This is a genomic window from Streptomyces sp. NPDC001714 (assembly GCF_042892755.1).
GTDB lineage: Bacteria > Actinomycetota > Actinomycetes > Streptomycetales > Streptomycetaceae > Streptomyces.
The window spans coordinates 46,960-72,476 of the sequence record NZ_JBIAUL010000008.1 but is presented as its reverse complement, the minus strand read 5'-3'; the positions used below and the strand labels follow the sequence as shown (position 1 = coordinate 72,476).

Below are 25,517 nucleotides of genomic sequence, written 5' to 3'. Positions count from 1 at the left end.
GGCTAACCCCTCTGCGGGACGACCTGGAAGTACACCGCGGTCATCACGAAGTTGGTCACGAACAGCAACATGAAGGTGATCACGACCGACTGGTTGACCGCGTCGCCCACGCCCTTCGGCCCGCCCTGCGCGGTCAGCCCCTTGTAGGAGGCGACGATCGCGGCGATCGCCCCGAACACCAGCGCCTTCAGCTCGGCCGCCCACAGGTCGTCCAGCTGGGCGAGGGTGGTGAAGGAGGCCAGGTAGGCGCCGGGTGTGCCGTTCTGCAGGATGACGTTGAAGAAATAGCCGCCCGCGACGCCGACGACCGACACCAGACCGTTGAGCAGCACGGCCACCACCATCGAGGCCAGCACGCGCGGCACCACCAGCCGGTGGATCGGGTCGATGCCGAGCACCTGCATCGCGTCGATCTCGTCCCGGATCTTGCGCGCCCCGAGGTCCGCGCAGATCGCCGTGCCTCCCGCGCCCGCGATCAGCAGCGCCGTGACGATCGGCGAGGCCTCGCGCAGCACCGCGAGCACGGACGCGGCCCCGGAGAACGACTGGGCGCCGAGCTGCCGGGTCAGGCTGCCGATCTGGAGCGCGATGACCGCGCCGAAGGGGATGGACACGAGGGCGGTGGGCAGGATCGCGACACTCGCGACGAACCACGCCTGCTGGATGAACTCCCTTGCCTGGAAAGGCCGTCTGGGCAGGGTCCGGACGACGTCCAGGGCCATCGCGAACAGGTTGCCCGAGTGCCGCAGCGCACCGGTGGGGGACAGGCTCATGCGTCGGCCACCTCCTTGCGCTGCAGCTCGGCCTCCCGTGTCGCGATCGCCTCCCAGCGGGGCGGTCGGGTGATGCCGGGGCCCGGCAGCAGGCGGGGGGTCAGGGGCCTGCTGCCGGGAGGACTGGTGGGTTCCTGGATCTGGGCGAGTTCCTGTTCGACCTGGGCCGCGTCCTTCTCCTCCGCCATGCCGATCGGCCCCTGCATCCGGCCGTTCAGGAACTGGCGGACGACGGGCTCGTCGCTGGTCAGCAGCTGTTCGCGGGGCCCGAACATCACCAGCTCGCGCCGGAACAACAGCCCGATGTTGTCGGGGACCTGGCGGGCGGAGGCGATGTCGTGGGTGACGATGAGGAAGGTCGCGTCGATCTGCGCGTTGAGGTCGACGATGAGCTGGTTGAGGTAGGCCACGCGCACCGGGTCGAGGCCGGAGTCCGGCTCGTCGAAGAGGATGATCTCCGGGTCCAGGACCAGCGCCCGGGCGAGCCCGGCGCGTTTGCGCATACCGCCGGAGATCTCGCCGGGCAGCTTGGCCTCGGCACCGAGCAGCCCGACCATCTCCATCTTCTCGAGCACGATCCGGCGGATCTCGCTCTCCGACTTGCGGGTGTGCTCGTGCAGGGGGAAGGCGATGTTGTCGTACAGGTTCATCGAGCCGAACAGCGCGCCGTCCTGGAACAGCACGCCGAACAACTTCCGCACCTCGTACAGATCGTGCTCACGCAGTGTGGTGATGTCCCGCCCGGCCACCGTGACCGAGCCGCGGTCCGGCTTGAGCAGGCCGACGAGCGTCTTGAGGAACACCGACTTGCCCGTCCCGGACGGGCCGAGCATGACCGAGACCTCCCCGGCGGGCAGCGTCAGTGAGACGTCCTGCCAGATGACCTGGTGACCGAAGGACTTGGTCAGCCCTTCCACACAGATCTCGACACCCATCCGGTCCCGCCCTTCGCCCGTGCCCTCGCCCGTGAACAGCTCCGACGACTGCTCTACGGGGAGGGGCGGGGCGTCCGTCGCGGCGGACCCGGATTTTTTTCGGACTGGTTTCGCGGGCCCTACGGCAGCTTCACGGGAGGCGTACTCGCGGTGGGCACGACGCGCGGGGCGGACGGCACGGCGTCAGGGGCCGGGACCGGCGCGACCGACGGCGGGGAGGGGACGGCCGACGCAACCGGAAGGTCCGGAACCCGCGGGACCGCGGGAACCGACAGGCTCGGAAGCGAGGCCGCCGGGACGGCAGGCAGGGCCGGCACGGATGGCAGGGATGTCTTCGCCGACGACCCGTCGGCAGTGGACGCGGCCGGCCGGTGCACGCGGCCCGCCGGCCTGCGTGCGCCTTCGGGCGTCCCCGGGACCCGCGCCCGAGCCGTGCTGTCCGACCGGATCGCCCCGGCACCGGCGGACACCGCCGGCCGGGGCGCCGGCCCCTTCCCGCCCCCGCCCAGCGCGTACGGCAGCGCCAAGCCCGCCACCACCAGCGTCGCCGCCGTCGAGGCCATGGCCACCGCCTGCGCCTTGCCGCCCGCGTGCGGCCGGCCGCGTCCCAGCAGGAACAGCACGAGCCCGAGCGTCCCGGCCAGCGAGGCGCGCAGCGTTCGCCGGGCGCGGGCCAGCAGGGACTCGACGGTCCGGTAGCTCAGCCCCATACGCACGGCGACCTGGCCGACGTCCAGGTCCTCCGACTTCAGCCGCAGCGCCTCCGCCTGCCGGGCGGGCAGCTCGCCGCTGCGCACGGCGAGCCACTTCGCCTCGGCCCGGTCGCACACCGCGTCCTCGACGGGTACCGGGCCCGGCGCGACGAGTGTGGGGCGGCTGCCCACCTCGGCCTCGCGGTTGACCTGCCGGTGCCGGTCGACGCACAGCCGCATCGTCACCGTCGTCAGCCAGGCGCCGAGCCGCTCGTCGTCGAGGTCCGGGCGCTCCGCGGCCCGCAGCATCGCCTCGTGAACGGCGTCCTCGGCGTCCTCCTGGCTCACGGACCGCCGCCTGGCCACCCTGAGCAGCTGCTCGCGTTGGCTCCACATGCGCAGCCAACGCTCGTCGGCGGCCGCTGTGTCCGCAGGCATGTCCGTCGCCATGAGGGCCCCTTCGCACTCACCCGCCGAGCCTGTGCTTCCGGCGGGTCGCGACATTACCCCCGAGTAGTGGCAGTTGTGGAGGGGGAGACGTCCATCGTGTTCCAGCCGTTGCCGGTGGTCAGCGGCCCCGCGTCGGGCAGCACACCGCCGCCGGGCAGCGTGAGGGTCGGTTCGGGGACGGGAACCAGCGGCGGCCCGGACTCCGTGGGGACGCCGGCCTTGGGGGACGGGCTGGGGGTGAGCGAGGCGGGTGGGGCCGACGGCGTGTGCGAAGGACCAGGGCCCGGCTTCCGGTCGTCCGACGGCTTCGGACTCCTCGGGTTCTTCGGGCGGGAGGGCTTCGGCCGGTCCGACCGGGATCCGCCGGACGCGTCCGGCACCACGCGGTGTCCGGTCAGGTAGTACGCGTACCACGCCTTGACGGTGCGCAGATAGGCGTCGGAGTGGTTGTAGCCCAGGATCGCCCGGTCCAGGTCGGCGGGGTTCGACAGGTCCCGGCCGCCCGCGCACAGGTAGCGGCCGGCGGCGAGCGCCGCATCGTAGACGTTGTCCGGGTCGGTCCGTCCGTCGCCGTTGCCGTCCGCTCCCCAGCGGGCCCAGGTGGACGGGATGAACTGCATCGGGCCGACCGCGCGGTCGTACAGCCTGTCCCCGTCGTACGCACCGCCGTCGGTGTCCGCCACGACGGCGAAGGCGCCGCCGGTCAGCCGCGGACCGAGAATGGGCGTCACGGTCGTCCCGTCCGGGGTCACCCGGCCGCCCCGTGCCTGCCCGGACTCCACCTGGCCGATCGCGGCCAGCAGCTGCCAGCGCAGTCCGCAGCGCGGCGCGCTGCGCGCCAGCTCCTCCTCGGCACGCCGGTACGCGGCGAACACGCTCGCGGGCAGGGCACCGCCGTTCGTCACTCCCCGTGCCGAGCCCTTCTTCCGCGTCCGCAGCGGAGGAAGGCCGGGGCGGTACGGGGTGTCGCCGGACACGCTGAGGCCGTGCCCGGCGGGAGCCGCCGCACGCGCGGGCTCCACGGCCTCGGCCGAGACCGCCCTCGGCGCCTGCGACGCGGTCAGCACGGCCATCGCCGCCGCCGCGATCGCCGTACCCCTGGCACCCCTCAGTGCCCCCTTGAGTGCACGCGCTGTCACTGTGCAGTCCCCTCCGTCCCCTCCGTGGCGAATCCGTCGTCTGCTCTACGCGGCCGGAGGGCAGGTCCGTCGCGCGAAACCGGGGGCACGGGAGGCGCATGCCGATCTGGCGGTCGCAGGGGCCGTCGAGGCCGGCGCCGTCGGTGATCAGCTCGTCGACCTGCCAGGTGCCGGCGCCGGGGCAGCCGGGGAGGGCTTCGGCGGTGGCGTGTGTGTGCAGGCCGCGGAGCGCGGTGGACGAGGCGCTGAAGGGCGCGCGGATGCATACATGACCGAATCTGCAGCCGAATCTGCACAGCGAAGGCGCAACTGCGGCACAGGCGAGTCCTGTTGATGCGGAGTTGTCCTGGTCGGAGCGGGCCGTGGCAATGGCTGTCGGTTTCCTGTGCTGCTCTACATGTAGAGAAGCTGCCGTCAATTCGTGTGCATGCGCGCACGGATGAGTGGCCGACCGTTTCAGCTGCCCTGCCGGGAGCGGCGACCGACTGCATGCCGGGCAGGCGCCGTGATTTGATCCTTCGCGCCGCCGGGATCGCGCCAAGGCGTCCGGAAAAACGGATGGCGCGGGCTGCGGTCGCTGCCCAGCGTCTGTCCCCAGCTTGGCCGCTCCCCCTTGTGGAACATCCATACGAAGGGAAGTTTCATCATGAACTACGCTCCCCAGGTTCAGACCCTTGAAATCTCCGACGCCGAGCTCGACACCGTCTCCGGCGGTCTGAGCCCGCAGGTCGGCCTCGCCGCCGGCCCCACGGCTATCAGCAGCTCGGACCTCGTTTCCCAGTTCGGCGCGCTCAAGGACGAGGTCCTGGACACCGTCGGCCAGTACCACCAGGTCGGCTTCACCGTCTCCTTCTGATCGCCCGCCGAAGACGATCAAGGGCCGGCTCGGGAGGCGACCCCTCCTGAGCCGGCCCTCGCGTGTTCACGGGGTTTCCCGGCGCGTTGCAGCACGTGTCAGCCGAGTTCGGCGCGTCGGCGTAGAGCCGTCCCGGTCGCCTCGTCGGCAGGGAAGAAGAGCTCGACGGACAGCTCGGACAGGGCGACGTCCATGGGCGTTCCGAACGTGCTCATCATGCTGAACAACGACAGTTCCTCACGCGACGCGCTGGAGGACCACCACCGACTCAGCGTGCTCCTCGTCATGCGTGACGACTTCTCCCCCCGGCTCGCCGCCGTGGCTCCACAGCTGCTGGAAGCGGCGCTGCCGGGACTCCTCAACGTACCGCCGGTGCTCAGCAGGCACGAACTGCACGACATCGTCACGCTGCCCGCGCGCGAGGCAGGCGCGCACTTCGCCCCCGGGCTGCCGGGGTTCATCGTCACCGACGTGCTCACCACCACCCCCGAAGGTACGGCCGCGGGCCAGGCGACGGCCACCGTGCTCCCCTTGGTGGAGGTGGCGTTGAGTCAACTGTGGCAGAGACGCCACGAGGGCTTCCTAACCCACGAGGCCTACCAGCGCATCGGCGGAGTGACCGGCAGTCTTGCCACCTGGGCGGATACCGCGCGTGTGGGCGGGAGTCCGGTGGTGCTTCGCTCGCTCGATGCTCGCCGTCCCTGGGATGCTCCCCCGTATTCCGGTTCGACAGGCGCCGTGCCGGGACGGTCACCGAGGACGCCCGTGCGCCGGTGCCGCCCTTGCCGACCCTGCTGATCGGGCTCGTGGGCGGGGCGTCATCGTCGGGACGACCTCCGTCGGCTCCGGCTTGCTGATTACCGTGATGCCTGTGCTGTGCGGGCCCACCCGTGACAGCAGGCCAGCCATCTCGTAAGGGCACCGACCTCGTCCAGGCCATCCCGACAGTGGTCACCGCGGCGCCGGGTCATCAGCTGGTCGTGTCCGCCCTACGATGGGCGCCGGTGGTGCTGAACGGGCCCGGGCTGCCGACGCTGAAGGCCTCGTCCTCGGCCCTCCTGTCCGGCTGCCTGGTCATGGCCCCGCTGGGCGCCGTCAAGACCGTCCGTGGCCGGCGTCTGGCGACGGCGGACGCGGGGTGACGGCGCCGAGGGCGTCAGCGATCCCGCCGACCTCACCTCACGCGGCGGACTTGCCCCAGGTGGCCTTGAACTTGGCCGCGTAGCCGTTCGTGTACCCCGCCAGGTTCGGGTGGAAGAGCGCGGACGCGTTGGTCAGGTCGTTGAACCAGGAGTCGGAGCCGCAGGCACCGTGGCCGGTGAACTGCCCCCGCATGTCGACGAAGCAGACGGGCTCCTTGATCGAGGCGGCCTTGGTGCCCTCGGCCAGCGCGTCGGCGAAGCCGTTCATTAGGTGCACTTGGCGGCGTCGAGGTCGATCACCGGGCACGGTGGAAGAGCTCAGCGCGGAGAGCTGGTTGTTGCGCACGTCGGCTATGGTCGCGCCGCTGCAGGACACGTCGTTGAGCTTGTACTCGGGGTTCGCGGCCACCCACTGGTGCGGTTAGTCGGACGGGCTGCGCTTGCAGTCGCCGCTGGCCGCGTCGTACGTGCCCGCGCCGACGCTGGAGGCGTACGAGTCGCCCAGGGCCACGTACTCCGCCTGTGTCGCCGCCTGGGCCGGGGTGCCGACCACCGTCGCCAGACCGGCGAATGCCGGCACGGCACTGGCGACAACCGACGTGAATTTACGCATGATTTCCCCCTGGATCGGGGATTTCTTTACCCCGGAATCGATGGTCCCGGCGAGGAGCGAAGATCGTACAGCGACCCCGTTGTCGGGCAACTCCTGTCTGATGCCCGGGAATTGCCGAATTGTTGTCGCGTCCCGGTGTCGTAGCCTGTGACCCATGGTGCGCCGGATACTGGCCTCGCCGTGGGTCCACACGGCGTACGACATCGCCCTCGCGGTGCTGGTGGTCTGCCTGGCCAACAGCTACAACATGTCCTACGACCAGACCGTCGGCTGGTCGATGGCGCTGGCCGTGGTGTTCCGCCGGCGCCGGCCGATGACCGTGATGACGGTGGTCGGCGGGCTGGCGCTGGTGCAGTACGTGCTGGCCGAGTACCCGGACGATCCGCTGACGTCCGGCGCCGCGGCCTACGACGCGGCGCTGCTCATCGCGATGGTCTCGGTGGTCACCCACGCCCGGCGGACCTGGCAGATCTGGGCGTCGGGGGCGATCCTGCTGTTCGGTGTGGTGCTGGAGTCCGGGCTCGGTCTGCCCGGCGCGCGGGACCACTACCTGGACCTGGCCAACCTGGCCCTCTACGGCGGTGTCTTCTCGGCCCTGTGGCTGACGGCCATGGTGCTGCGCACGCGCCGGCTGTACGTCGCCAGCCTGGAGGAGCGGGCCGCCACCGCCGAGCGGGAGCGCGAGCATCTGGTGCAGCTCGCCGCCGCCGAGGAACGGGCCGAGATCGCACGAGAGTTGCACGATGTGGTGGCCCACAGTCTGGCCGTGATGATCCTGCAGGCCGACGGAGCCGGTTACGTCCTCAAGTCCGATCCGGAGAGGGCGACTTCGGCGCTGAAGGCCATCGGCGACACCGGGCGGGACGCGCTGGAGGACATGCACCGGATCGTGAAGGTGCTGCGCACCGGGCGGTCCCAGGTCGGGCAGGACGAGGCGGCGGACACGGAAGCCGCCCGGCGCCGGGTGTCGCTGGACGATCTGGAGACGGTCGCCGAGCGGGCCCGCGCGGCGGGCCTGGAGGTGGATCTGGTCGTCGAGGGCGAGCGGGGCGGGCTGTCCACGGCCGACGGGCTGACCGTGCTGCGGATCGTCCAGGAGAGTCTGACCAACGTGCTGCGGCACGCCGGGCCCGGCGCCCGGGTCTCGATCACCCTGCGGTTCGGGAAGGACGTCGTACGGATCGGCGTGGTCGACGACGGAGCGGGCAGGCTCACCGGCTCGCAGGCCGTGACGGACCGGGGGAGCGGCGGGAACGGGCTGGTGGGGATGCGCGAACGGGTGGAGGTGTCCGGCGGCACCTTCGCCGCCGGGCCGCGGCTGGGCGCGGGATGGCAGGTCGACGCGGAGATCCCCGTCAACGTCAAGGAGGCTTCGGTGAGGATGTCGGCTGGATGAGCGAGGGGACTGGGAATGGCATGACGGACGGTATGACGGACGCGGACGGGCCCGGCGGGCCGATACGGGTCGTCGTCGTGGACGACCAGCCGCTGATCCGGGCGGGGTTCGCGATGGTGCTGGCCGCGCAGGGCGACATCGAGGTCGTCGGCGAGGCCGAGAACGGCGCCGACGCCCTCGCGCTGCTGGCCCGCACCCGGGCCGACGTCGTCATCATGGACATCCGTATGCCCGTCATGGACGGCGTCGAGGCCACCCGGCGGCTCGGTGAACTCCTCGGTTCTCCCAGGGTGTTGGTGCTCACCACCTTCGACACCGACGAGGACGCCTTCGCCGCGCTGCAGGCCGGGGCGAGCGGCTTCCTGCTGAAGAACACGCCGCCGGAAGAGGTCGTGGCGGCGATCCGGGTGGTGGCGGCCGGCGAGTCCGTCGTGTCGCCGCGCGTCACCCGCCAGCTGCTGGACCGGTTCGCGGGAAAGCTCGCGCCCACGGAACGCACCGACGAGCGACTGGAGCAACTGACCCTGCGTGAGAGGGAGGTGCTCGGCCTGGTCGCCGAGGGCCTGTCCAACGGCGAGATCGCGGCCGAGCTGTTCATCGCGGAGGCCACCGTGAAGACCCACATCGGGAAGATCCTCGCCAAACTGGACCTGCGGGACCGGGTGCAGGCCGTCATCTTCGCCTACGACTCGGGGCTTGTCAGCCCACGGTCGTAGTCCCCGCCTCCCACCCCGGTCGCAGGTCCGCGGCGCACGGATCAGTTCACGATCCGATGTGCCGGACCGCCCGGTCTTCGAGAATTTCATCCATACCGAACGGCGAAACAGTCCGCGAAAAAGCGGGACGCAGACCGTCGGACGAAAAGCATCGGATCGAATTCCTCGGAGGCCACCATGTCTGTTTCCGCACGCCCGCGTCGCCGCCTGGCGATTGTCATCGGCTCCGTCGCCCTCGTGGTTCTCACCGGCGTCGGCATCGCGGGCGGTCACTGGTGGCACGAACGCAACCTGCCCAGCCAGGCCTCGAAGGCCGACTGCGCGCTGGCCCAGCAGATCATCGACGGGGCGCAGAAGCTGCCCATCGGCGACAAGAAGGCCATCGACAAGTGGGAGAAGGACACGGCGACGCTGCGCCGGACGCAGATGAAGGACGGCTACCTCGGCTACAACATCGCCCAGTACGAAGGGTGGGTGACCACGAAGGCGAAGGGCGAGACCGGGGAGCTGACGAAGAAGGACATGCTGCACATCGCGGACCAGGCCAACTCCCACTGCGCGTACGCCAAGGTCACGCTCGCGTTCCCGTCGCTGAACTCCTGACGCGGCCCGGCGAAAGGGAGTTCACGTCATGGCCATCGCGCACACGACGACCGGCCGCGCCGTCGCCGGCCGGATCGCCTCGGCCGTCGACCTGGTCAAGACCTACCGGCAGGGGCAGGCGGAGATCAGGGCCCTGGACTCGGTGACGGTCGGCTTCGACCGCGCGCGGTTCACGGCCATCGCCGGCCCCTCGGGCTCGGGCAAGTCCACGCTCATGCACTGCCTGGCCGGGCTCGACTCGGCCACCTCGGGCCAGGTCTTCCTGGGCGACGACGAGCTGACGGGCATGTCCGACCGCGAGCTGACCCGCGTACGGCGGGACAAGGTCGGCTTCGTCTTCCAGTCCTTCAACCTGCTGCCCCAGCTGACGGCGCTGGAGAATATCGTCCTGCCCGTCACCCTGACCGGCCGCCCCCTCGACCGGGAACTGCTCGACCACCTCGCCGGCGTCCTCGGCATCGGAGACCGTATGTCCCACCGGCCGTCCGAACTCTCCGGCGGCCAGCAGCAGCGCGTGGCCCTGGCCCGCGCGCTGCTCGCCCGGCCCGCCGTGGTCTTCGCCGACGAGCCCACCGGCAACCTGGACTCGCGCTCGGGCGCCGAGGTCCTCGACTTCCTGCGCCGCTCGGTGCGCGACCTGGGCCAGACCGTGGTCATGGTGACGCACGACCCGCGCGCCGCCGCCCACGCCGACCGCGTGCTGGTCCTCGCCGACGGCCGGATCGTCGACGACGTCGACGCGGCGTCCGGCGCTGACATCACGCGGGCCCTGCGGGATCTGGGGAGGGCCGCCTGATGAGCCTGATGAGCACCCCCTGGCAGCGGGGCATCCCATGGCGGGCCAGTGTCCTCGGCTCGCAGCTCGCCGAACTCCTGCGCCGCCCCGGCAGGTTGGTGACGACGGGACTGTCTGTCCTGGTGGCCGCGTTCGTGGTCTTCGCCACGATCATGGCCCAGCAGATCACCACGAACACCACCCTCGACAACTTCCGCGGCACCCCGAAAGCCGTGGACCTGGTCGCCGTGGCCGGCGAAAGCAACATCAGCGCCACGGCCCTGCAGCGGATCCGCGCGCTGCCGGGTGTGACGGAGGCCGTCGGCCGCGTCAACTCCGGCGCCCCGGTCTCCGGTCCGTCCGAGCACTGGCTGGAACTCCGCTCCGATCCCGGCACCGGCCCGCTCTCCCAGGTCGAACTGGTCGAGGGCAGCTACCCCGACCGCGCCGGAGAACTCGCCGTCAACCGTCGGGCCGCCGCGGAACTGGGGCTCGCCCCCGGCACCCGGACGACCCTGAAGGTCCCGGACGCCAAGGACGCGGAGAAGACCGTCAAGGTCACCTTCACCGTCACCGGCGTGGTCAAGAGCACCGCGACCGCCGAGCAGCAGTCCGGCGGCTACACCACCGACGCGTTCATCGCCCCCTTCGCGGACCTGCCGGGCTATGAGCACATCGACATCGTCGCCAAGTCCGGGGTCTCGCACGTCGAGTTGACGAGACAGGTGCGCGCCGCCCTCGACCGGGCCGACAAGGCCTCGGCGAAGGCGAAGCTCGTCACCGGCGGCGCCGTACGTGCCGCGGAGGAGCGCGAGGCCGTCGGCGGGGACCTCCGTCAGCTCTTCCAGCTGATCTCCGTCTTCCTGGCCGTCGCCGTTGGGGCCGCCGCCCTGGTCGCCACCTCCGCCTTCCGGATCGTCTTCGCCCAGCGGCTGCGGCAGTTGGCGCTGCTGCGCGCCATCGGCGCCCCGCAGCGCCGGGTGGTGGCCGCGCTCGCCGCCGAAGGCGCCTTGGTCGGCGCGGTCGCCGGCACCATCGGGGTACTGCTGGCGTTGGGCGCCGGGCATCTCGCCCCGACGGCCGCCGGCGTCCTCGCCGGACAGGAACTGTCGGCGCCGGGCTTCCCCGTCATGGACGCCGCGCTGGTCGTCGTAGGGACCATGCTCGTCAGCGTGGGAGCGGTCCTCGCGCCCGCCCTGTCGGCGGCCCGGGTCTCGCCGTTGCAGGCCCTGCGCAGTGCGAGCACCGTCGCGGGCGAACACCGGATCGGTGCCGGACGCCTCACCGTCGGCGTCGTCTTCGCCACCGCGGCCATGGGACTCGCTGTCCTGCTGCTCCGCAACCTCCCCGAGCCCGGCGCGCAGGACTACGACCGGGGCCTCGGCATGCTGGTCACCGTCGCCTCGGCGGGCCTGGCCTTTCTGGCGCTGGTCACTCTGGGCCCGCTGCTGGTCCGCCCCGTCCTGGCGGTGACCGGCTGGCCGCTGCGTCGGCTCGGCGCCTCCGGCCGGCTCGCCGTCAGTGGCGTCGGCGGCACCCCGCGCCGGGCCGCGGCGGTCTCCGTCGTCGTCGCGCTCGGGGTCGCCCTGGTGTCGGGCGCCCTGGTCGCCGTCGCCTGTCTCACCGGCTACGACCAGCGCACCGAGGCCGTCGACTCCCCCGCCGACTTCCGGGTCACGTCCGAGGCCAAAGGCCTGGACGCCGCCGTCGTACGACGGTTCGCGGCACTGCCCGAGCTCACTCACGTCACCGGCTACCGGACCGTACAGGTCACCGCCGGTCCCGAGGACCCGCGCGTCCAGTACGAGGCGTCGGACCTGGACCCGGACGCCCTGCCCACGGGCCGGTACATCGACACCGCCAGCGGGTCCCTGTCGGATCTGGGCCCCGGCAGCGCGGTTGTCGCGTCCGCCGTGGCCGACGCACTCGGCGTGCGGGCGGGCGACTCGTTCACCGTCACCTCGAGCCGGGGGAACATCCGGCTGACCGTCGCCGCCACGCTGCCCGAAGACGGCCCGGGACAGGCCGACATCCTCGTGGTCCCCGCCGACCTGAACCGCATGGGCGCCGCCGAGAACGCGAGTGGCGTCTTCGCCGACGCCGCCACGTCCGGCCTCGCCGCCCGCGGCAAGGCCGGGCGGGCCCTGGAGACCGTGATACGGGAGCACGTCCCGGACCCGGACGGCGTCAACATCAGCGTCCTGGCGGACGACCGGGACAACAGCCGGGCCGAGATCCGGACGATGGGCGTCACCGCGCTCGGCCTCGTCGCCCTGACCGTCCTCATCGCGGTCGTCGGCGTCACCGCCACCACCAGCCTCACCGCGATCGAACGCGCTCGCGAGTTCGGCCTGTTGCGCGCGCTGGGCCTGGGCGGCGGAGCACTGCGCCGCACGATCACCATGGAGGCCGGCCTGTACGGCGTCCTCGGCGCCTCCCTCGGCCTCGCGCTCGGCGTCCCGTACGCCTGGCTCCTCGTCCGCATCACCGTGGCGAACGCGCCTCTGGTCCTGCCTGGAGCCCAACTCGTCCTGGTCTTCGGCGCCTTGGCCGCCCTGACCGCTCTGGCCGGCCTGCTCCCCGCCCGCCGCGCGACCCGAGTCACACCGATGACCGTCCTGGGTGGTGCCGAATGAGCGAGCGGAGGGCGCCGTGCGGCCGTGCCTCCGAGCGCCGGACAGGCCCCGAACCGACGCACATTCGCCGGCGCCACGAGGCGGGTGGATTCGGTCGCTCCATGGCTGACAGCGAGCCACGCTCTGTGCGCACCTGCGATGTCGCCCTTCTGGCCGATGCGCGCTTTCCGAGCGTGTGTGATTCGTCAGCCGCGGAGAGCGCCCGCCCGGGCCCTCGACCGGAGGTGTGCCCACAGCATGGATCGGGGGTTCATCGTTGTGCGGACCGGTTGGCGGAATGCACGCCCTTCAGCCGGTCGCTGCTTCGGCGAACTGGTTGGTGTCGAAGAGTTCCCTGATGTGGCCGCCGAGTTCGGACCAGTGGTGGCCGGAGAGTTCGGCGGCGGCTCGGGCGTCGCCGCCTGCGCAGACGGTGATGAGTTCGTCGTGGTGTTCGATGGTGTTGCGGCCGCCGAGCAGGGTGGAGAACTTGCGGTAGAGGATGCGGTGGATCTGCGGGTGGAGCTGCTCGACGATCCGGCTGAGCACGGGGTTGTCCGCGGCCGCGATGGGGACGGCATGGAAGCGGTCGTCTGCGGCAAGAGCCGCGGTGGTGTCGTTGTCGGCGACGGCCCGTTCGAAGTCGCGGTTGGCCTCGCGCATGCGGTCGAGGTCCTGCTCGGTCATGACCGGGACAGCTGTCTCGATGGCGAGCTGGTCGAGGGAGCGCAGGACGGCGAGGGTCTTTTCGACGTCGCGGCGGTTGAGGGTGGTGATGCGGGTGTAGACGCCGGGCTTGGCCTCGACCAGGCCGATGTCGGCGAGCCGGGCGAGGGCCTCGCGCACCGGGGTACGGCTGAGGCCAAGGCGCTCGGCAAGGTCACCGTCCTTGACCTTCTCACCGGGGACGAGTTCGCCGCGCACGATGGAGTCGCGGAGGCGCTCGAAGACCTCGTCGCTGAGGAGTCGGCGAGAGACAGGGCGGTCAAGTGACATATTGCGTACAGTACATCGCTCGTCGTCGGCCTACTGTCCTCCTGCTCCCCCTTGGCCTTCAGTCCTGGCCCGGCGGACCAGAGCCTGGGCCAGGACGAGCGCCGGGTCGACGACGGGGACGTCCGCGGCGTCGGTGGACAGGCCGAGAGGGATTTCGGTGCAGCCGGCGATCACTGCTTGCGCGCCCTGTTGTGTCAGGTGCCGTGCGGCACGGGTCAGGAGCGCGGTTGTCCTGTCGTCGTGGGTGCCCGCCTTCACCGCTTGGATGGCCGTCATGACCTCGGTGTCCTGGGCGGCGGCGTCGGGGAGCACGAGGCGGATACCGAAGCTCTCCAGGCGTTCCTGGTAGAGGCCGGTGCGGACGGTGCCGGTGGTGGCCAGCAGTCCGACGGTGTGGACGCCGGGGCTCAGGGTGGTGAGGTGCCGGGCCACCTCGCCGATCATGTGGACGATGGGCAGGCCCACGTGGTCGGCGATGCGCGGGACGAAGGCGTGGGCGGTGTTGCAGGGGATGGCGATCACGGTGGCACCGGCCTCGCGCAGGACGTGGCTGCCGTGCAGGAGCCAGGGGGTGGGATCGGGTCCGTCGCGCAGCAGGGCCTCGGTGCGGTCGGGGATGGTGGGGTCGGACCAGATGACCGTACGGAGGTGGTCCTGGTCACTGGTGCCGGGTGTGGTCGCGACGAGCTTGGCATAGAAGTCAGCGGTGGCTGCCGGGCCCATGCCGCCGAGGATGCCGATGATCTCGTCGGTGGCCGTGCGGGTCCTGGTGGTCACTGTGCGGCTTCCTTCTTCAGCACCGTGGTCTCCGGCTTGGCCGGGGTGGTTTCGCGACTGCCGCGCTTGGCCGCGCGCCGATTCTCGGAGCTGTCGACGACCGCGGCGGCAAGGGAGTTGCCGATGACATTCACGCCGGTGCGGGCCATGTCGACGATGAAGTCCACGCCGAGCAGCAGGGCGACGCCTTCGGCGGGCAGGCCGAGGGAGCTGCCGGCGGCGATGAGCACGACTATCGAGGCGGAGGCGACGCCGGCCATGCCCTTGGAAAGGATCACCAGCACGCCGACCATCAGGAGCAGGGCGGGCAGGGAGGTGTCGGCGCCATAGGCGTTGGCGAGGAAGACCAGGGCGGCGGCCTGGTAGAGGACCGAGCCGTCGGTGTTGAAGGAGTAGCCGAGGGGGACCACGAAGGAGGTCGTGGAACGGTTGAGGCCGAAGGCTTCGAGCTTGCCCATCAGCGGGGCCAGGACCGATTCGGAGCTGCGGGTGACGAAGGCGATCCCGGCCAGACCGGCGACGGACTTCAGCAGTTCGACGTAGCGGATGCGGTAGACAGCGGCGATCAGCGGGAACAGCACACCCACGACGACGGCCAGCCCCGCGTAGACCACCGCGATGAAGCCCAGTAGGCTGCGCAGGTTGCCGAAGCCGTAGTACGCGACGTCGTACGAGATGAAGCCGAGCACACCCAGCGGCGCGACGCGGATGACGTACCCGACGACCTTGAACATCACCGCCGCGACCGACTCCAGCACACCCGCGAAGGGCTCGGACTTCTCGCCGATCGCGGCCATCGCGACGCCCACGAGGACGGCGAAGACGATCGCGCCGAGCAGGTTTCCCTCGCCGAACGCGGCGAAGATGTTCTTCGGTACGGCGTGCAGGATCAGTTCGTGGAAGTCGATGCCCTGGCTCAGGCCGGCGAGGTCCTTGGCGTCGGCCGCGTGGATTGGGGCGCCCGTGCCGATGCCCGCGAGCTTCGCCAGCCCGACCGCGATCAGCAGGATCACGGTGGTGACGACCTCGAAGTAGAGGATCGCCTTGCCTGCGATCCGGCCGACCTTCTTGACCGACTCCATGCGGGCGATGCCCAGCACGATGAGCGGGAAGACCAGGGGCAGGACGACGACCTGCACGAGATTCAGGAACACGTCGCCGAGGATCTTCATCTGCTCGCCCGCGGACGGGGCGAAGGTTCCGATGAGGGCGCCGAGACCTACGGCGATGACCGACTGGATGCCGATCGGCATCCGCAGACATCGCCGCCAGCGGGTTGGGGAGGCGTCTGTGCCGGTGGGGCGGGGGTGAACGGTGTCCATGAGACTCCAGCCATATGCAATATATTGCGTTCTGCGTGTTGGCCGGTAACACTGAGGCCGGCGACGGTGGCCTGTCAAGGGGTGCCGCGAGAACGAGGAGCAACACATGGCGCAGGCCACCCGCATCGAGCACGACCTCATCGGGGACAAGGAGGTCCCCCTGGGCGCCTACTACGGCGTGCACACCGTGCGGGCCGTGGAGAACTTCACGATCACCGGGTCGACCATCGCCCAATTCCCCGACCTGATCGCCGCACTGGCGGCGGTCAAGCAGGCGGCCGTGCGAGCCAACCGCGATCTTGGACTGCTGCCCCCGGCCCTCGCCGGCGCGATCATCAGCGCCTGCGAGGAGATCCGCGCAGGGCGGCTCATCGAGGAGTTCGTCGTCGACCCCGTCCAGGGCGGCGCCGGCACCTCCACGAACATGAACGCCAACGAGGTCATCGCCAACCGGGCCCTGGAGATCCTCGGCCACCCTCGCGGCTGCTACGACGTGATCCACCCCTTGGACCACGTCAACCTCGGCCAGAGCACCAACGACGTCTACCCCACCGCCGTGCGCCTGGCCCTGGTCGCCTCACTGCGCCGGCTCGACGCCTCCCTGGGGGCGCTGACCACGGCGTTCACGAAGAAGGCGGCCGAGTTCAGTGACGTACTGAAGATGGGCCGCACCCAGCTCCAGGACGCCGTACCCATGACACTGGGCCAGGAGTTCACCACGTACGCCGTCATGATCGAGGAGGACCGTCGGCGCCTCACCGAGGCCGCGGCCCTGCTGCTGGAGTCCCATCTCGGTGGCACCGCCATCGGCACCGGCATCAACGGCCACCCCCGCTACGCCGAACTCGCCTGCGCATACCTCGCCGACATCAGCGGCGAAGGGGTCCGCCCCGCGGGCGACTTCATCGAAGCCACCCAGGACTGCGGCGCCTTCGTTCAACTGTCCGGTGTCCTCAAGCGAGTCGCCGTGAAACTCTCCAAGACCTGCAACGACCTGCGGCTGACTTCCTCCGGCCCCACCGCCGGGCTCGGCGAGATCAACCTGCCCCCGGTACAGGCGGGTTCGTCGATCATGCCCGGCAAGGTCAACCCGGTGATCCCCGAGGTCGTCAACCAGGTCGCCTTCGAGGTCATCGGCAACGACCTGACCGTCACCATGGCCGCCGAGGCCGGACAGCTCCAGCTCAACGCCTTCGAGCCCGTCATCGCCTACAGCCTGTTGCGCTCCCTGACCCACCTCCGCGCGGCCTGCGACACCCTTGCCACCCGCTGCGTCCCCGGCATCACCGCCAACCGCGAACACCTCCACGACAGCGTCCACCGCTCCATCGGCCTGGTCACCGCACTCGCCCCGCACATCGGCTACGCAGCCTCCACCGCCCTCGCCCGCCAGGCCCTGGCCACCGGCCGCTCCGTCAAGGACCTGGCCGCCGAGGCCGGCCTCCTCGGTACCGGCCAACTGGACAAGATCCTGCGGCCGGAGAACCTCACCGGGCAATCCGCCAGGCCTTCTGCGACAGGCACTCCGTGACCCGTGCGGTCGCAACTCGCCCTTACGTCGCCCTGGGGCTCCATGCATTCGGCGTGTGGTGGCGACACCACAGACGCGTTGCTCTCGTCCACTCCGCGACTCCGTGCCCACAGCGTGCCCGTAAGGGCGGACAACCACGGTCGACAGCGGTGCGATCCGATACCGCCGCGAGCCCACCTGAAGCACATACATGCAGGTCAGAAGCGGCATGGCCACGTGAGCGCCGTCGCTTCCCAAGCTGAGAGCGCGAGTTCGATTCTCGTCACCCGCTCCATGCGGAACCCTCAGGCCAGAGGTCCGGGGGTTCTTTGTTGTCTAGACCTGTGGGCGAGTGCCGCACCACTAGCGCACCATTAGCCCGCTGAGGACTCCTGAGTGTGGTGCGGACGGCCGTCGGTGTGGTGCTTCGCACGCTCGGCGCGCACCATCCCGTCGAGCCCGGCGGCGACCTCCCGTTGGCGGTCGTGATCGGAGTGCTGGTAGATCATCGTTGGCTGAGGCTCAGACACCCAGGGGTCCGTCTCGCCAAGGGGCGTTCGAGGCGAGGGGACCGTGCCATTCGCGTGCCAGATCCTGCGGGGAGCCACGGGGAACAGCGGGAAGTTGCCCTGGGGTGACCGGGACTCCAATGCCACTCCGCCGCAGGTCAGCACAGCACCCGTCGCTAGGAGACCCAAGCTTCCCGAGCTGAGGTCCCGGGGCGGCGGTCTTGCGATACGGTGCGGGCGTCATATGACGCCCCCTCGGAGAGCAAGTGGATCTGCTGAACAGCCGTGTTGCCCGCTTTGCGACCATGATCCTGCTGGGCTTGGCTGCACTCGCTATCGCCAGTTGCAACCCTGATCCGACCGACCCCGAGAACGTCGATCCGATCGCTCTGGTGAACAGCACATCGAACCCAGTGCGCGTCTTCTGGTGTGCCGGCGACGGGGACAACGAATGCGCGGAGGAGCAGAGCCTAGGAGTCATCCCAGCGGGGGCACATCGCACCGTGCACATGTCCTCCTACGAAGTAATGCTGCACGTCGAGACAGCTTCGGGCCCAGGGGGATATGCCTGCGAAGACGATGCTCCGGGCAGTCGGATCGCTCTGAGCGCGTCGTATCCCTCCATGCAAGCTGCATACGATCACTGCCTGGACGGAGCCTCACCGAGCATCTCGCCCCACTGAGTGGGCGGTTCGTGAGTTGATGTCCGTTCCGGACTTGGTTACTGCTTCTTGCTGAAGGTGCCGGGCTCGGCCTCGGTGAGGATTCCTATGGTGACCAGGCGTTTCATCTTGGCGCGGGTGCGCTCGACGTGTTTCGGCAGGAGCTCGAAGTCGCAAGGGGCCCACTGCGTCGAAGGCGGCTTTGCCGGTCTGGCCGGACAGGAGTGGGTCCGAGATGTTGAGGGCCAGGGTCATCAGGCTGGACAGAATCAGCAATCGGCGTGCCGAGCGTAGTTGTTCGGAGGGCGCGCCTTTCACGGCGAGATAGCCGATGGCGAGGAGGAGGTCGAGGACTGAGAGGTCGACTGCGGGTGCCACCAGTGGCGCGACGAGGCCGGGTACGCCGAGGCGCGTCGCCAGGGCCCATACGTTGCCGAAGCCGAACAGGAAGGTCAGGCCGACGACAGTACCCATGATCACGGTGACGGACCGGAAGGCCGTTGCCTGTTCACGAGGTCGTCGCCCCTCGGGCAGGGGCCGAAGGGATGGCTGCGGTCGGCCCCTCATGTGGTCCTGCCCCGCGGGTCAATCCGGTCGTCCGGAAGGGATGGTTCTGGTCGATCCTGCGGTGCGGAGTCAAAGGCATCCACCGCTCCCGTGTTTCCCCGACCATCCCGCTGAAGTTGAAGATCGGCCCGCAGCACGACCGGTTGGGCTTTTGGTTCAACTCGGACCTCGGACACAGAGTTGCCCCACAGCGCCCTGTTTCAGGGCAGGGGACATCGGCACCCGCTTCCGGCTCCTGGCTGGGGCGGGCGTTCGACGTTGCGGTGCCTTCGGCCCGGCTTTTCCCCTTCATCAGCGGTTCGGTGGGCACCGAGAACACGGCACGATTCCTGGACCGCTCGCGGATGCGGTCGTGGACGGTCGACGTGCGCGTCAGCTGACCCGGAGACCGACCGCCAGCGTCAGTTCAAGGACCCGGTGTGGCGATGCGAGATCCGGAAACAGCTCCCGCAGCTGTGACATCCGGTACCGGACTGTCTGGGGATGGACGAACAACGCCGCCGCCACCTCGTCCCGTCTGCCCTGGTGCAGCAGCCACGCCCGCAACGTCTCCTCCAGCCGCCGTGCGGTCGCGACGGGCAAGGCCCGCAACGGTGCGAGGGCTCGGGCACGCAGGTCTGCGAACGCGTCCGCGTCGGCGCTCAGCACCAGCTCGGGCAGGTGGTCCTCGGTGTCGCGAATATCAGGGGAGAGGGAGCGCGCGCGTACGGCTCGTGCGTACGAGGCGGACGCACGAGTCCACGGCCGGGCCGGGCCGACCACGGCGGTGCGGTCGGTCAGCTGCCGCAGGAGATGCGGTCGGTCGGCATCGGGGACGAGCAGTACACCGGTGGCGTCCGGCAGATCGTCGAGGACGAGGGTGCTCGGGTCGAGCGTGCGGTAGGCGGGCCGGGCGTGGGCGGCGGGCAGCAGGACCGCGGTCAGCGAAACCGGAGGCTGCCACCCGGCCCGTTGAACTGAAGCCAGCAGCACGTCCGGGCTCGCGCCGGCGAGGAGGTCGCGGGCCAGGTGTTCCAGGTGGCGCTCGTGGGCCCTGCCCCGGGCGGCCAGTTCGTCGGCGTGGCCCGCGGCGCTCGCGGCGGAGAGCTCGTCGATGTAGGCGAAGGTCAGTTCGGCGAACTTGGCGACCTCGGCGGCGGGCAGACCTGCGGGTACGGCACCCGCAGCCAGGCATCGCCAGGCCACGCGGGCGCCGACGCGGTAGGCGCTGAGCAGGGCGTCCATCGAACGGCCGTCCCGGACCTCGCCGCGGCCCAGCTCGTAGGCCGCGTCACCGGCGTCGCCACCTGTGGCGTTCCCGCTCGCCAGGTCCAGGTAGTGCCCCAGGGCGGTGCGGACGGCTCGGCGGATGGTGGCGCCCATGTGGCCCGCCAGTGCGTTGGCGTAGGGAGGGACCTCGTCGATGATCGCCTGGACGACCTCGTCGGCGGTGGTCTTCAGCGCGGCCCGAAGTGCGGTGACCGTCGTCTCGTCCAGGGTCAGTTCGCTGGCCCTCCGGATTGCATGGCTCACGTTTTTGTTCCCTGCGAACAATTCAGCCGACCAGATTTACGTCCTGCGGTCAGGACTTTACGCCTTGTGGCGCAGCAAGCTGGAGTCATGACGAGTGCAGCCCTTCGCAGCAGGGCGTGGAAACTACTGGAGATGGTCACGACGCCGCTGCTGCCGTCGGACTACCTCGACCTGGTCAGCCCGCTGCGTGCGGGCGCTGACCTGCGTGGGCGCATCGAGGCCGTGCTCCCCGAGACGGGTGACGCCGCGACCATAGTGATCAGGCCGGGACGGGGCTGGCGCGGCCACACGGCCGGTCAGTACGTGCGGATCGGGGTCGATGTCGACGGGGTGCGCCTGTGGCGTGCCTACTCTCTCACCTCGCCGACGGACCGCCAGGACGGCCGCGTCACGATCACCGTGAAGGCGATCCCGGACGGCAAGGTCAGCAACCACCTGGTCCGCGGGGCGAAACCGGGCACGCTGATCCAGCTCGACCAGGCGACCGGTGACTTCGTGCTGCCGCAGGCCAAGCCCGCCAAGGTGCTCTACCTGACGGCCGGCAGCGGCATCACGCCTGTGATGGGCATGCTGCGCGACACCGAGTTCGACGACGTCGTCATGGTCCACTGCGCGCCACAGCCACAAGACGTGATCTTCCGCAGCGAACTGCACGACCTGGTCGCGGACAAGAAGCTGCGGCTCACCGAGGTGCACACCGACACGGACGGCATGCTCGACATCGCCCGTCTCGACGAACTCGTGCCCGACTGGGCCGAGCGCGAGACCTGGGCTTGCGGGCCCGCGGGCCTGCTCGACGCCGCCGAAGAGCACTGGACCGAGCACGGAGTCCGAGAGCGCCTGCACACCGAACGCTTCCGCCCCAGCATCGTCGTCGCCGGCGACGGCGGCGAGGTCACGTTCAGCGCCACCGGCAAGACCGTCGACGCGGACGGCGGCACGCCGTTGCTGGACATCGGCGAGGAGGCCGGCGTGCTCATGCCCTCCGGGTGCCGCATGGGCATCTGCTTCGGCTGTGTCACGCCGCTCAAGGCGGGCGCCGTCCGCGACCTGCGTACCGGCGAGATCACCGAGGCCGAGCCGGGCGTCCTCATCCAGACCTGCGTGTCCGCCGCGGCGGGCCCCTGCGACATCGAACGGTAGGAGCACCTTGACCGCCATCGACCCCACCGCCCACCTGACCGCGGAGCAGATCGAGGAGCTCGGCCGCGAGCTGGACGCGATCCGCGACGAGGTGATCGCCGGCCGCGGCGAGAAGGACGCCGCCTACATCCGCAAGGTCATCTCGGCGCAGCGCAAGCTGGAGCTGGTCAGCAGGGGCGTGCTGCTGTTCTCGATCTTCCCGCCCGCGTGGCTGCTCGGCACCGCCGGGCTGTCCGTGGCGAAGATCATGGACAACATGGAGATCGGCCACAACGTCCTGCACGGCCAGTGGGACTGGATGCGCGACCCGAAGATCCATTCCACCACCTGGGAGTGGGACCACGTCTCACCCGCCGACCAATGGAAGCACTCCCACAATGAGCTGCACCACACGTACACCAACGTGATCGGCAAGGACAACGACCTCGGCTACGGCATCATGCGCGTCGACGAGGACCAGAAGTGGCACCCGTTCCACCTCGGCCAGCCGCTGTGGAACTTCATCAACGCCTGCTTCTTCGAGTACGGCATCGCAGCGTACGACCTGGAGCTCGGCAAGAACCTGCGCAAGCGCCGCCGCAAGGACCCGGAGTTCCGCGCGCGGGCCAGGGCCGTGGGCCGCAAGATCCGCAAGCAGGTGCTCAAGGACTACGTGATCCACCCGCTGTTGTCGGGTCCGTCGTTCCTCCCCACGCTCGCGGCCACGTTCACCGCGAACCTGGTCCGCAACATCTGGTCCCACTCGGTGATCATGTGCGGGCACTTCCCGGAGGGCGTGCAGGTCTTCGAGCGCCGGTCGATCAAGGGCGAGACGCGCGGCCAGTGGTACCTGCGCCAGATGATGGGGTCGGCGAACATCAGCGGCAGCAGGGCCATGCACTTCATGACCGGCAACCTCTCGCACCAGATCGAGCACCACCTGTTCCCGGACCTGCCGAGCAACCGGTACGCCGAGGTCGCGGTGAAGGTGCGCGCGCTGTTCGAGAAGTACGAGCTGGAGTACGTCACCGGTCCGCTGCCCAAGCAGGTGTTCTCCGCGTGGCGCAAGGTCTTCCGGCTCTCGCTGCCGAACAACAAGCCCGAGGTCAAGACGCCGGACCGCGAGCGGGAGCTCGTCGCGGCCTGATTCCCGGGGCGCCGGGTTGGTCGTGGAGGGCGGTACAACGAAGTGGAGCTCCTGGCAGACGGGTTCACAACCAAGATCACCCGTTGTCCACCAGGAGCTTCCGTGCTTGTCTGCCCGTCCGGGATCGACCTGTCCAGTTCGACCCTGCGGCTCCTCGCGCGTCACCTGCGCCGGCGCCGTCGTGAGATCGGCAGTCGATGGTGACGGCCGTCCACAGGCCGCCAGGCCCTGCTCACGCTCGGGCACCTGCGGTGCGGCGATGTGTCCGACGGTGCATCGCGTTCAGGTCGTCGTCCCGCTGCGGGGCTGCGTGACCGGGGTCAGGACCGCGACCTCCCAGCCGAAGCCCACCAGCAGTCGGCCGTCCGGGGTGAGTTTCACCGCATGGACGGGCGCGGGGAACACCAAGGGATGTCCGGTCGGACGGCCGGTGGTCAGGTCCCACACCCGCACGGTCCCGTTCCGGCTGCCGCTGGCGGCGATCGGACGGCCGTCCGCCACTCCCGTCGCCACCGCCCGCACCTCCTCGGTGTGGCTGATGAGGGGGGCGCCGACGGGGCGCCCGGTGGTCAGGTCCCACACCCGCACGGTCCCGTTCCGGCTGCCGCTGGCGGCGATCGGACGGCCGTCCGCCACTCCCGTCGCCACCGCCCGCACCTCCTCGGTGTGGCTGATGAGGGGGGCGCCGACGGGGCGCCCGGTGGTCAGGTCCCACACTCGCACCGTCCCGTCCCGGCTTCCGGTGACGGCGACCGGGCCGCTGTCCACCACCGCGGTCGCCACCGCCGTCGCCATCGCGCGGACCAAGCCGATGCGGCCGGTGAGCGGATCGCCGACCGGGCGTCCGGTGGTCAGGTCCCAGACCCGCACCGTCGTGTCCCAACTTCCGGAGACCGCGACCGGGCGAGCTCGCACCACTGCGGTCGCCACCGACCCCACCAGGCCGTAGTGGCCGGTGAGGGGCTCGCTGACGGGGCGGGTGGTGGTCAGGTCCCACACCCGGATCGTTCCGTCGTGGCCGCCGGCGACGGCCACCGGGGTCCCCGCCAGCACCGCCGTCGCCAGTGACCACACCGGCCCGGTGTGGCCGACGAGGGGTTGCCCCAAGGGTGCGCCGGTGGCCAGGTCCCACACCCGCACCGTTCCTTCCCAGCCACTGGTGAGGACGACCGTGCGGTCGTCCACCACGGCGGTGGCCAGCGCCTCCACGATGAGGGAGCCGGTGACGGGTGCGGCGGCGGGCCGACCGGTGGCCAGGTCCCAGACCCGCACGGTCGCGTCCCGGCTGCTGGTGACCGCGACCGGGCGGCCGTCCACCACCGCCTCGGCCACGGCTCGCCCGTGGTCGGTGTGGCCGATGCGGGGGGCGCCGACGGGGCTGCCGGGTGACAGGTCCCAGACGCGCACTTCTCCGTCCTCGTTGCCACCGGTGAGAGCGACCTGACGACCGTTCACCTCCGCGGTGGCCGCCGCCCACACCCCGTCGACATGGCCGGCCAGCGGTCTGCCGATGGGGCGGCCGGTGGCCAGGTCCCACACCCGCACCATCCCGGCCTGGCCACCGCCGACCGCGACAGGACGGCCCTGCACCGTCCCGGTGGCCAGTGCCTGCACCCCGTCGGGGGCGCCGGTGAGGGGTTCGCCGCGCAGGCGCCCGGTGGTCAGGTCCCACACCCGCACGGTCCCGTCGTGGCTGCCGCTGACAGCCACCGGACGACCGTCCACCACCGCGGTGGCCAGGGCCCGCACCCCTGAGCTGTGACCGGTGAGCGGTTCGCCGACCGGGCGGCCGGTGGCCGGGTCCCACACCCGCACCGTCCCCTCCCAGGTGCCGGCGACGGCGACCGGGCGGCCGTCCACGACCCCCGCCGCCAGCGCCTCCACCGGGCCGTCGCGGCCGCTGAGGGGCTTGCCGACGGGCCGGCCGGTGGTCAGGTCCCACACCCGCACGGTCCCGTCCCGGCTGCTGCTCATGCCGAGCGGGCGCCCGTCCGCCACCACCGTCGCCACCGCTGTGACGCCTGCGGTGTGGCCGGTGAGGGGTGTGCTGACGGGGCGTCCGGTGGTCAGGTCCCAGAGCCGTACGGTCCCGTCCCGGCTGCCTCCGAAGACAACCGGGCAGTCCCGCACCACAGCCGTCGCCACCGCGCAGACCTCGCCGTCCAGGCCGGTGAGGGGTTCGCCGACTGGATTCCCAGCAGCCAGGTCCCACACCCGCACCGTGCGGTCGTAGCTGCTGCAGGTGACGGCGATCGGGCGCCCCCCGACGATCCCCGTCGCCACCCCGCGCACGCGCTCGGTGTGGCCGATCAGAGCCTGACGGAACCGGTGGTCGACCGTGCTGCCGGTGGCCCAGGCCACCTCCCATCGTCTGTCCGCACCGTCGTCGACCGGCACGGCGCTGAGCCGCGCCGACAGGCCCGGAGCCCCGTAGCGGGCGGCGTCCAGCGCCAGCATCTGCCGACGCACCCCCGGACTCGCCTGGCGGTGCAGATGCGCCGATGCCCGGTACACCGCTGCCGCCAACCGCCCGGCGGGCCCAGTGGATGCGGCCAACAGTTCGAGCACCGCCTCGGGGTCGGCGTGCACCAGGAACACCGGATCGAGGAACTTCGCCTCCGCACCGGCGGATTCGGCGTCAGCGCCCTCGACGCCGCGGCCATCGGACCAGCCATGCATGCCATCGCC

Annotated in this window: 25 protein-coding genes and 1 pseudogene; 13 read left to right on the top strand and 13 right to left on the bottom strand. The window is 70.6% G+C overall.

Features of this window, described 5'->3' with window-relative positions:
* Positions 1-2 precede the first annotated feature (2 nt).
* From ACFY0P_RS22150 to ACFY0P_RS22135, 4 genes are all read right to left on the bottom strand, one after another.
* Positions 3-773, bottom strand: coding sequence for an MlaE family ABC transporter permease (locus tag ACFY0P_RS22150; protein ID WP_388915617.1), 771 nt, complete (start codon positions 771-773; stop codon positions 3-5).
* On the bottom strand, positions 770-1,708 hold the full coding sequence (locus tag ACFY0P_RS22145; protein ID WP_388915614.1) for an ABC transporter ATP-binding protein: 939 nt from the start codon (positions 1,706-1,708) through the stop codon (positions 770-772). The genes ACFY0P_RS22150 and ACFY0P_RS22145 overlap by 4 nt, the downstream gene beginning before the upstream one ends.
* A gap of 119 nt (positions 1,709-1,827) precedes the next feature.
* Positions 1,828-2,838, bottom strand: coding sequence for a sigma-70 family RNA polymerase sigma factor (locus ACFY0P_RS22140; RefSeq protein ID WP_388915612.1), 1,011 nt, complete (start codon positions 2,836-2,838; stop codon positions 1,828-1,830).
* A 65-nt stretch (positions 2,839-2,903) separates the two neighbouring features.
* Entirely contained in the window at positions 2,904-3,923 is a 1,020-nt protein-coding gene (locus tag ACFY0P_RS22135) for a lytic murein transglycosylase (RefSeq protein ID WP_388916371.1), read from the bottom strand.
* Positions 3,924-4,635: 712 nt separating this feature from the next.
* On the opposite strand from ACFY0P_RS22135, the gene ACFY0P_RS22130 reads away from it, so the two are divergent.
* From ACFY0P_RS22130 to ACFY0P_RS22120, 3 genes are all read left to right on the top strand, one after another.
* Positions 4,636-4,845, top strand: a complete 210-nt coding sequence (locus tag ACFY0P_RS22130) for a hypothetical protein (RefSeq protein ID WP_316770457.1) — start codon at positions 4,636-4,638, stop codon at positions 4,843-4,845.
* 216 nt (positions 4,846-5,061) lie between these two features.
* Complete coding sequence (locus tag ACFY0P_RS22125) at positions 5,062-5,643, top strand: hypothetical protein (protein WP_388915609.1); 582 nt, start codon at positions 5,062-5,064, stop codon at positions 5,641-5,643.
* 182 nt (positions 5,644-5,825) lie between these two features.
* Positions 5,826-5,987, top strand: a complete 162-nt coding sequence (locus ACFY0P_RS22120; RefSeq protein ID WP_388915606.1) for a hypothetical protein — start codon at positions 5,826-5,828, stop codon at positions 5,985-5,987.
* 37 nt (positions 5,988-6,024) lie between these two features.
* Here ACFY0P_RS22120 and ACFY0P_RS22115 read toward each other — a convergent pair whose 3' ends face one another.
* Positions 6,025-6,396: a hypothetical protein gene (locus ACFY0P_RS22115; protein WP_388915603.1), complete on the bottom strand. Its 372-nt coding sequence runs from the start codon at positions 6,394-6,396 to the stop codon at positions 6,025-6,027.
* A 12-nt stretch (positions 6,397-6,408) separates the two neighbouring features.
* Positions 6,409-6,600, bottom strand: coding sequence for a hypothetical protein (locus ACFY0P_RS22110; RefSeq protein WP_388915600.1), 192 nt, complete (start codon positions 6,598-6,600; stop codon positions 6,409-6,411).
* A gap of 154 nt (positions 6,601-6,754) precedes the next feature.
* On the opposite strand from ACFY0P_RS22110, the gene ACFY0P_RS22105 reads away from it, so the two are divergent.
* The 5 genes from ACFY0P_RS22105 (at position 6,755) to ACFY0P_RS22085 (ending at position 12,726) form a co-directional block, all read left to right on the top strand.
* Entirely contained in the window at positions 6,755-7,996 is a 1,242-nt protein-coding gene (locus tag ACFY0P_RS22105) for a sensor histidine kinase (protein ID WP_388915597.1), read from the top strand.
* A gap of 20 nt (positions 7,997-8,016) precedes the next feature.
* Positions 8,017-8,712: a response regulator gene (locus ACFY0P_RS22100; protein ID WP_388915594.1), complete on the top strand. Its 696-nt coding sequence runs from the start codon at positions 8,017-8,019 to the stop codon at positions 8,710-8,712.
* Between the two features lie 177 nt (positions 8,713-8,889).
* Positions 8,890-9,315 carry a hypothetical protein gene (locus ACFY0P_RS22095; protein WP_388915591.1) on the top strand — a complete coding sequence of 142 codons (426 nt, stop codon included), beginning with the start codon at positions 8,890-8,892 and terminating at the stop codon, positions 9,313-9,315.
* A gap of 28 nt (positions 9,316-9,343) precedes the next feature.
* Positions 9,344-10,111 (top strand): ABC transporter ATP-binding protein, encoded by a 768-nt coding sequence (locus ACFY0P_RS22090; protein WP_388915588.1) that lies wholly within the window; start codon positions 9,344-9,346, stop codon positions 10,109-10,111.
* Entirely contained in the window at positions 10,111-12,726 is a 2,616-nt protein-coding gene (locus tag ACFY0P_RS22085) for an FtsX-like permease family protein (protein ID WP_388915584.1), read from the top strand. Before ACFY0P_RS22090 ends, ACFY0P_RS22085 begins: the two co-directional genes overlap by 1 nt.
* A 288-nt stretch (positions 12,727-13,014) precedes the next feature.
* Here the strand turns inward: ACFY0P_RS22085 and ACFY0P_RS22080 are convergent, their stop codons facing one another.
* The 3 genes from ACFY0P_RS22080 to ACFY0P_RS22070 are packed head-to-tail and all read right to left on the bottom strand — an operon-like array spanning position 13,015 to position 15,731.
* Complete coding sequence (locus ACFY0P_RS22080; protein WP_316770481.1) at positions 13,015-13,701, bottom strand: GntR family transcriptional regulator; 687 nt, start codon at positions 13,699-13,701, stop codon at positions 13,015-13,017.
* A gap of 30 nt (positions 13,702-13,731) precedes the next feature.
* On the bottom strand, positions 13,732-14,478 hold the full coding sequence (locus ACFY0P_RS22075) for an aspartate/glutamate racemase family protein (RefSeq protein ID WP_388915581.1): 747 nt from the start codon (positions 14,476-14,478) through the stop codon (positions 13,732-13,734).
* On the bottom strand, positions 14,475-15,731 hold the full coding sequence (locus tag ACFY0P_RS22070) for a dicarboxylate/amino acid:cation symporter (RefSeq protein WP_388915578.1): 1,257 nt from the start codon (positions 15,729-15,731) through the stop codon (positions 14,475-14,477). Before ACFY0P_RS22070 ends, ACFY0P_RS22075 begins: the two co-directional genes overlap by 4 nt.
* A 175-nt stretch (positions 15,732-15,906) precedes the next feature.
* Between ACFY0P_RS22070 and ACFY0P_RS22065 the strand changes: the two genes are divergently transcribed.
* Entirely contained in the window at positions 15,907-17,331 is a 1,425-nt protein-coding gene (locus tag ACFY0P_RS22065) for an aspartate ammonia-lyase (protein ID WP_388915575.1), read from the top strand.
* Positions 17,332-17,684: 353 nt separating this feature from the next.
* Here ACFY0P_RS22065 and ACFY0P_RS22060 read toward each other — a convergent pair whose 3' ends face one another.
* Positions 17,685-17,840: a hypothetical protein gene (locus ACFY0P_RS22060; RefSeq protein WP_388915572.1), complete on the bottom strand. Its 156-nt coding sequence runs from the start codon at positions 17,838-17,840 to the stop codon at positions 17,685-17,687.
* Positions 17,841-18,085: 245 nt separating this feature from the next.
* Between ACFY0P_RS22060 and ACFY0P_RS22055 the strand changes: the two genes are divergently transcribed.
* A complete protein-coding gene (locus ACFY0P_RS22055) occupies positions 18,086-18,502 on the top strand; it encodes a hypothetical protein (protein ID WP_388915570.1) in 417 nt (138 codons plus the stop codon).
* Here ACFY0P_RS22055 and ACFY0P_RS22050 read toward each other — a convergent pair.
* The gene (locus ACFY0P_RS22050; protein ID WP_388915567.1) at positions 18,479-18,955 is read right to left on the bottom strand and encodes a hypothetical protein; all 477 of its coding nucleotides are present in this window, start codon (positions 18,953-18,955) and stop codon (positions 18,479-18,481) included. The genes ACFY0P_RS22055 and ACFY0P_RS22050 overlap by 24 nt on opposite strands.
* 465 nt (positions 18,956-19,420) lie before the next feature.
* Complete coding sequence (locus ACFY0P_RS22045) at positions 19,421-20,560, bottom strand: PucR family transcriptional regulator (RefSeq protein ID WP_388915564.1); 1,140 nt, start codon at positions 20,558-20,560, stop codon at positions 19,421-19,423.
* A gap of 87 nt (positions 20,561-20,647) precedes the next feature.
* Here ACFY0P_RS22045 and ACFY0P_RS22040 point away from each other — a divergent pair, with 87 nt between their 5' ends.
* The 3 genes and pseudogenes from ACFY0P_RS22040 to ACFY0P_RS22030 all read left to right on the top strand — a co-directional run.
* Positions 20,648-21,703 (top strand): ferredoxin reductase, encoded by a 1,056-nt coding sequence (locus ACFY0P_RS22040; protein WP_388915561.1) that lies wholly within the window; start codon positions 20,648-20,650, stop codon positions 21,701-21,703.
* Between the two features lie 7 nt (positions 21,704-21,710).
* Positions 21,711-22,829: a fatty acid desaturase family protein gene (locus ACFY0P_RS22035; protein WP_388915559.1), complete on the top strand. Its 1,119-nt coding sequence runs from the start codon at positions 21,711-21,713 to the stop codon at positions 22,827-22,829.
* A 102-nt stretch (positions 22,830-22,931) separates the two neighbouring features.
* A pseudogene (locus ACFY0P_RS22030) lies at positions 22,932-23,030 on the top strand (IS5/IS1182 family transposase); the annotation flags it as partial.
* Between the two features lie 81 nt (positions 23,031-23,111).
* Here the strand turns inward: ACFY0P_RS22030 and ACFY0P_RS22025 are convergent.
* Positions 23,112-25,508, bottom strand: coding sequence for a WD40 repeat domain-containing protein (locus ACFY0P_RS22025; protein WP_388915556.1), 2,397 nt, complete (start codon positions 25,506-25,508; stop codon positions 23,112-23,114).
* Positions 25,509-25,517 lie beyond the last annotated feature (9 nt).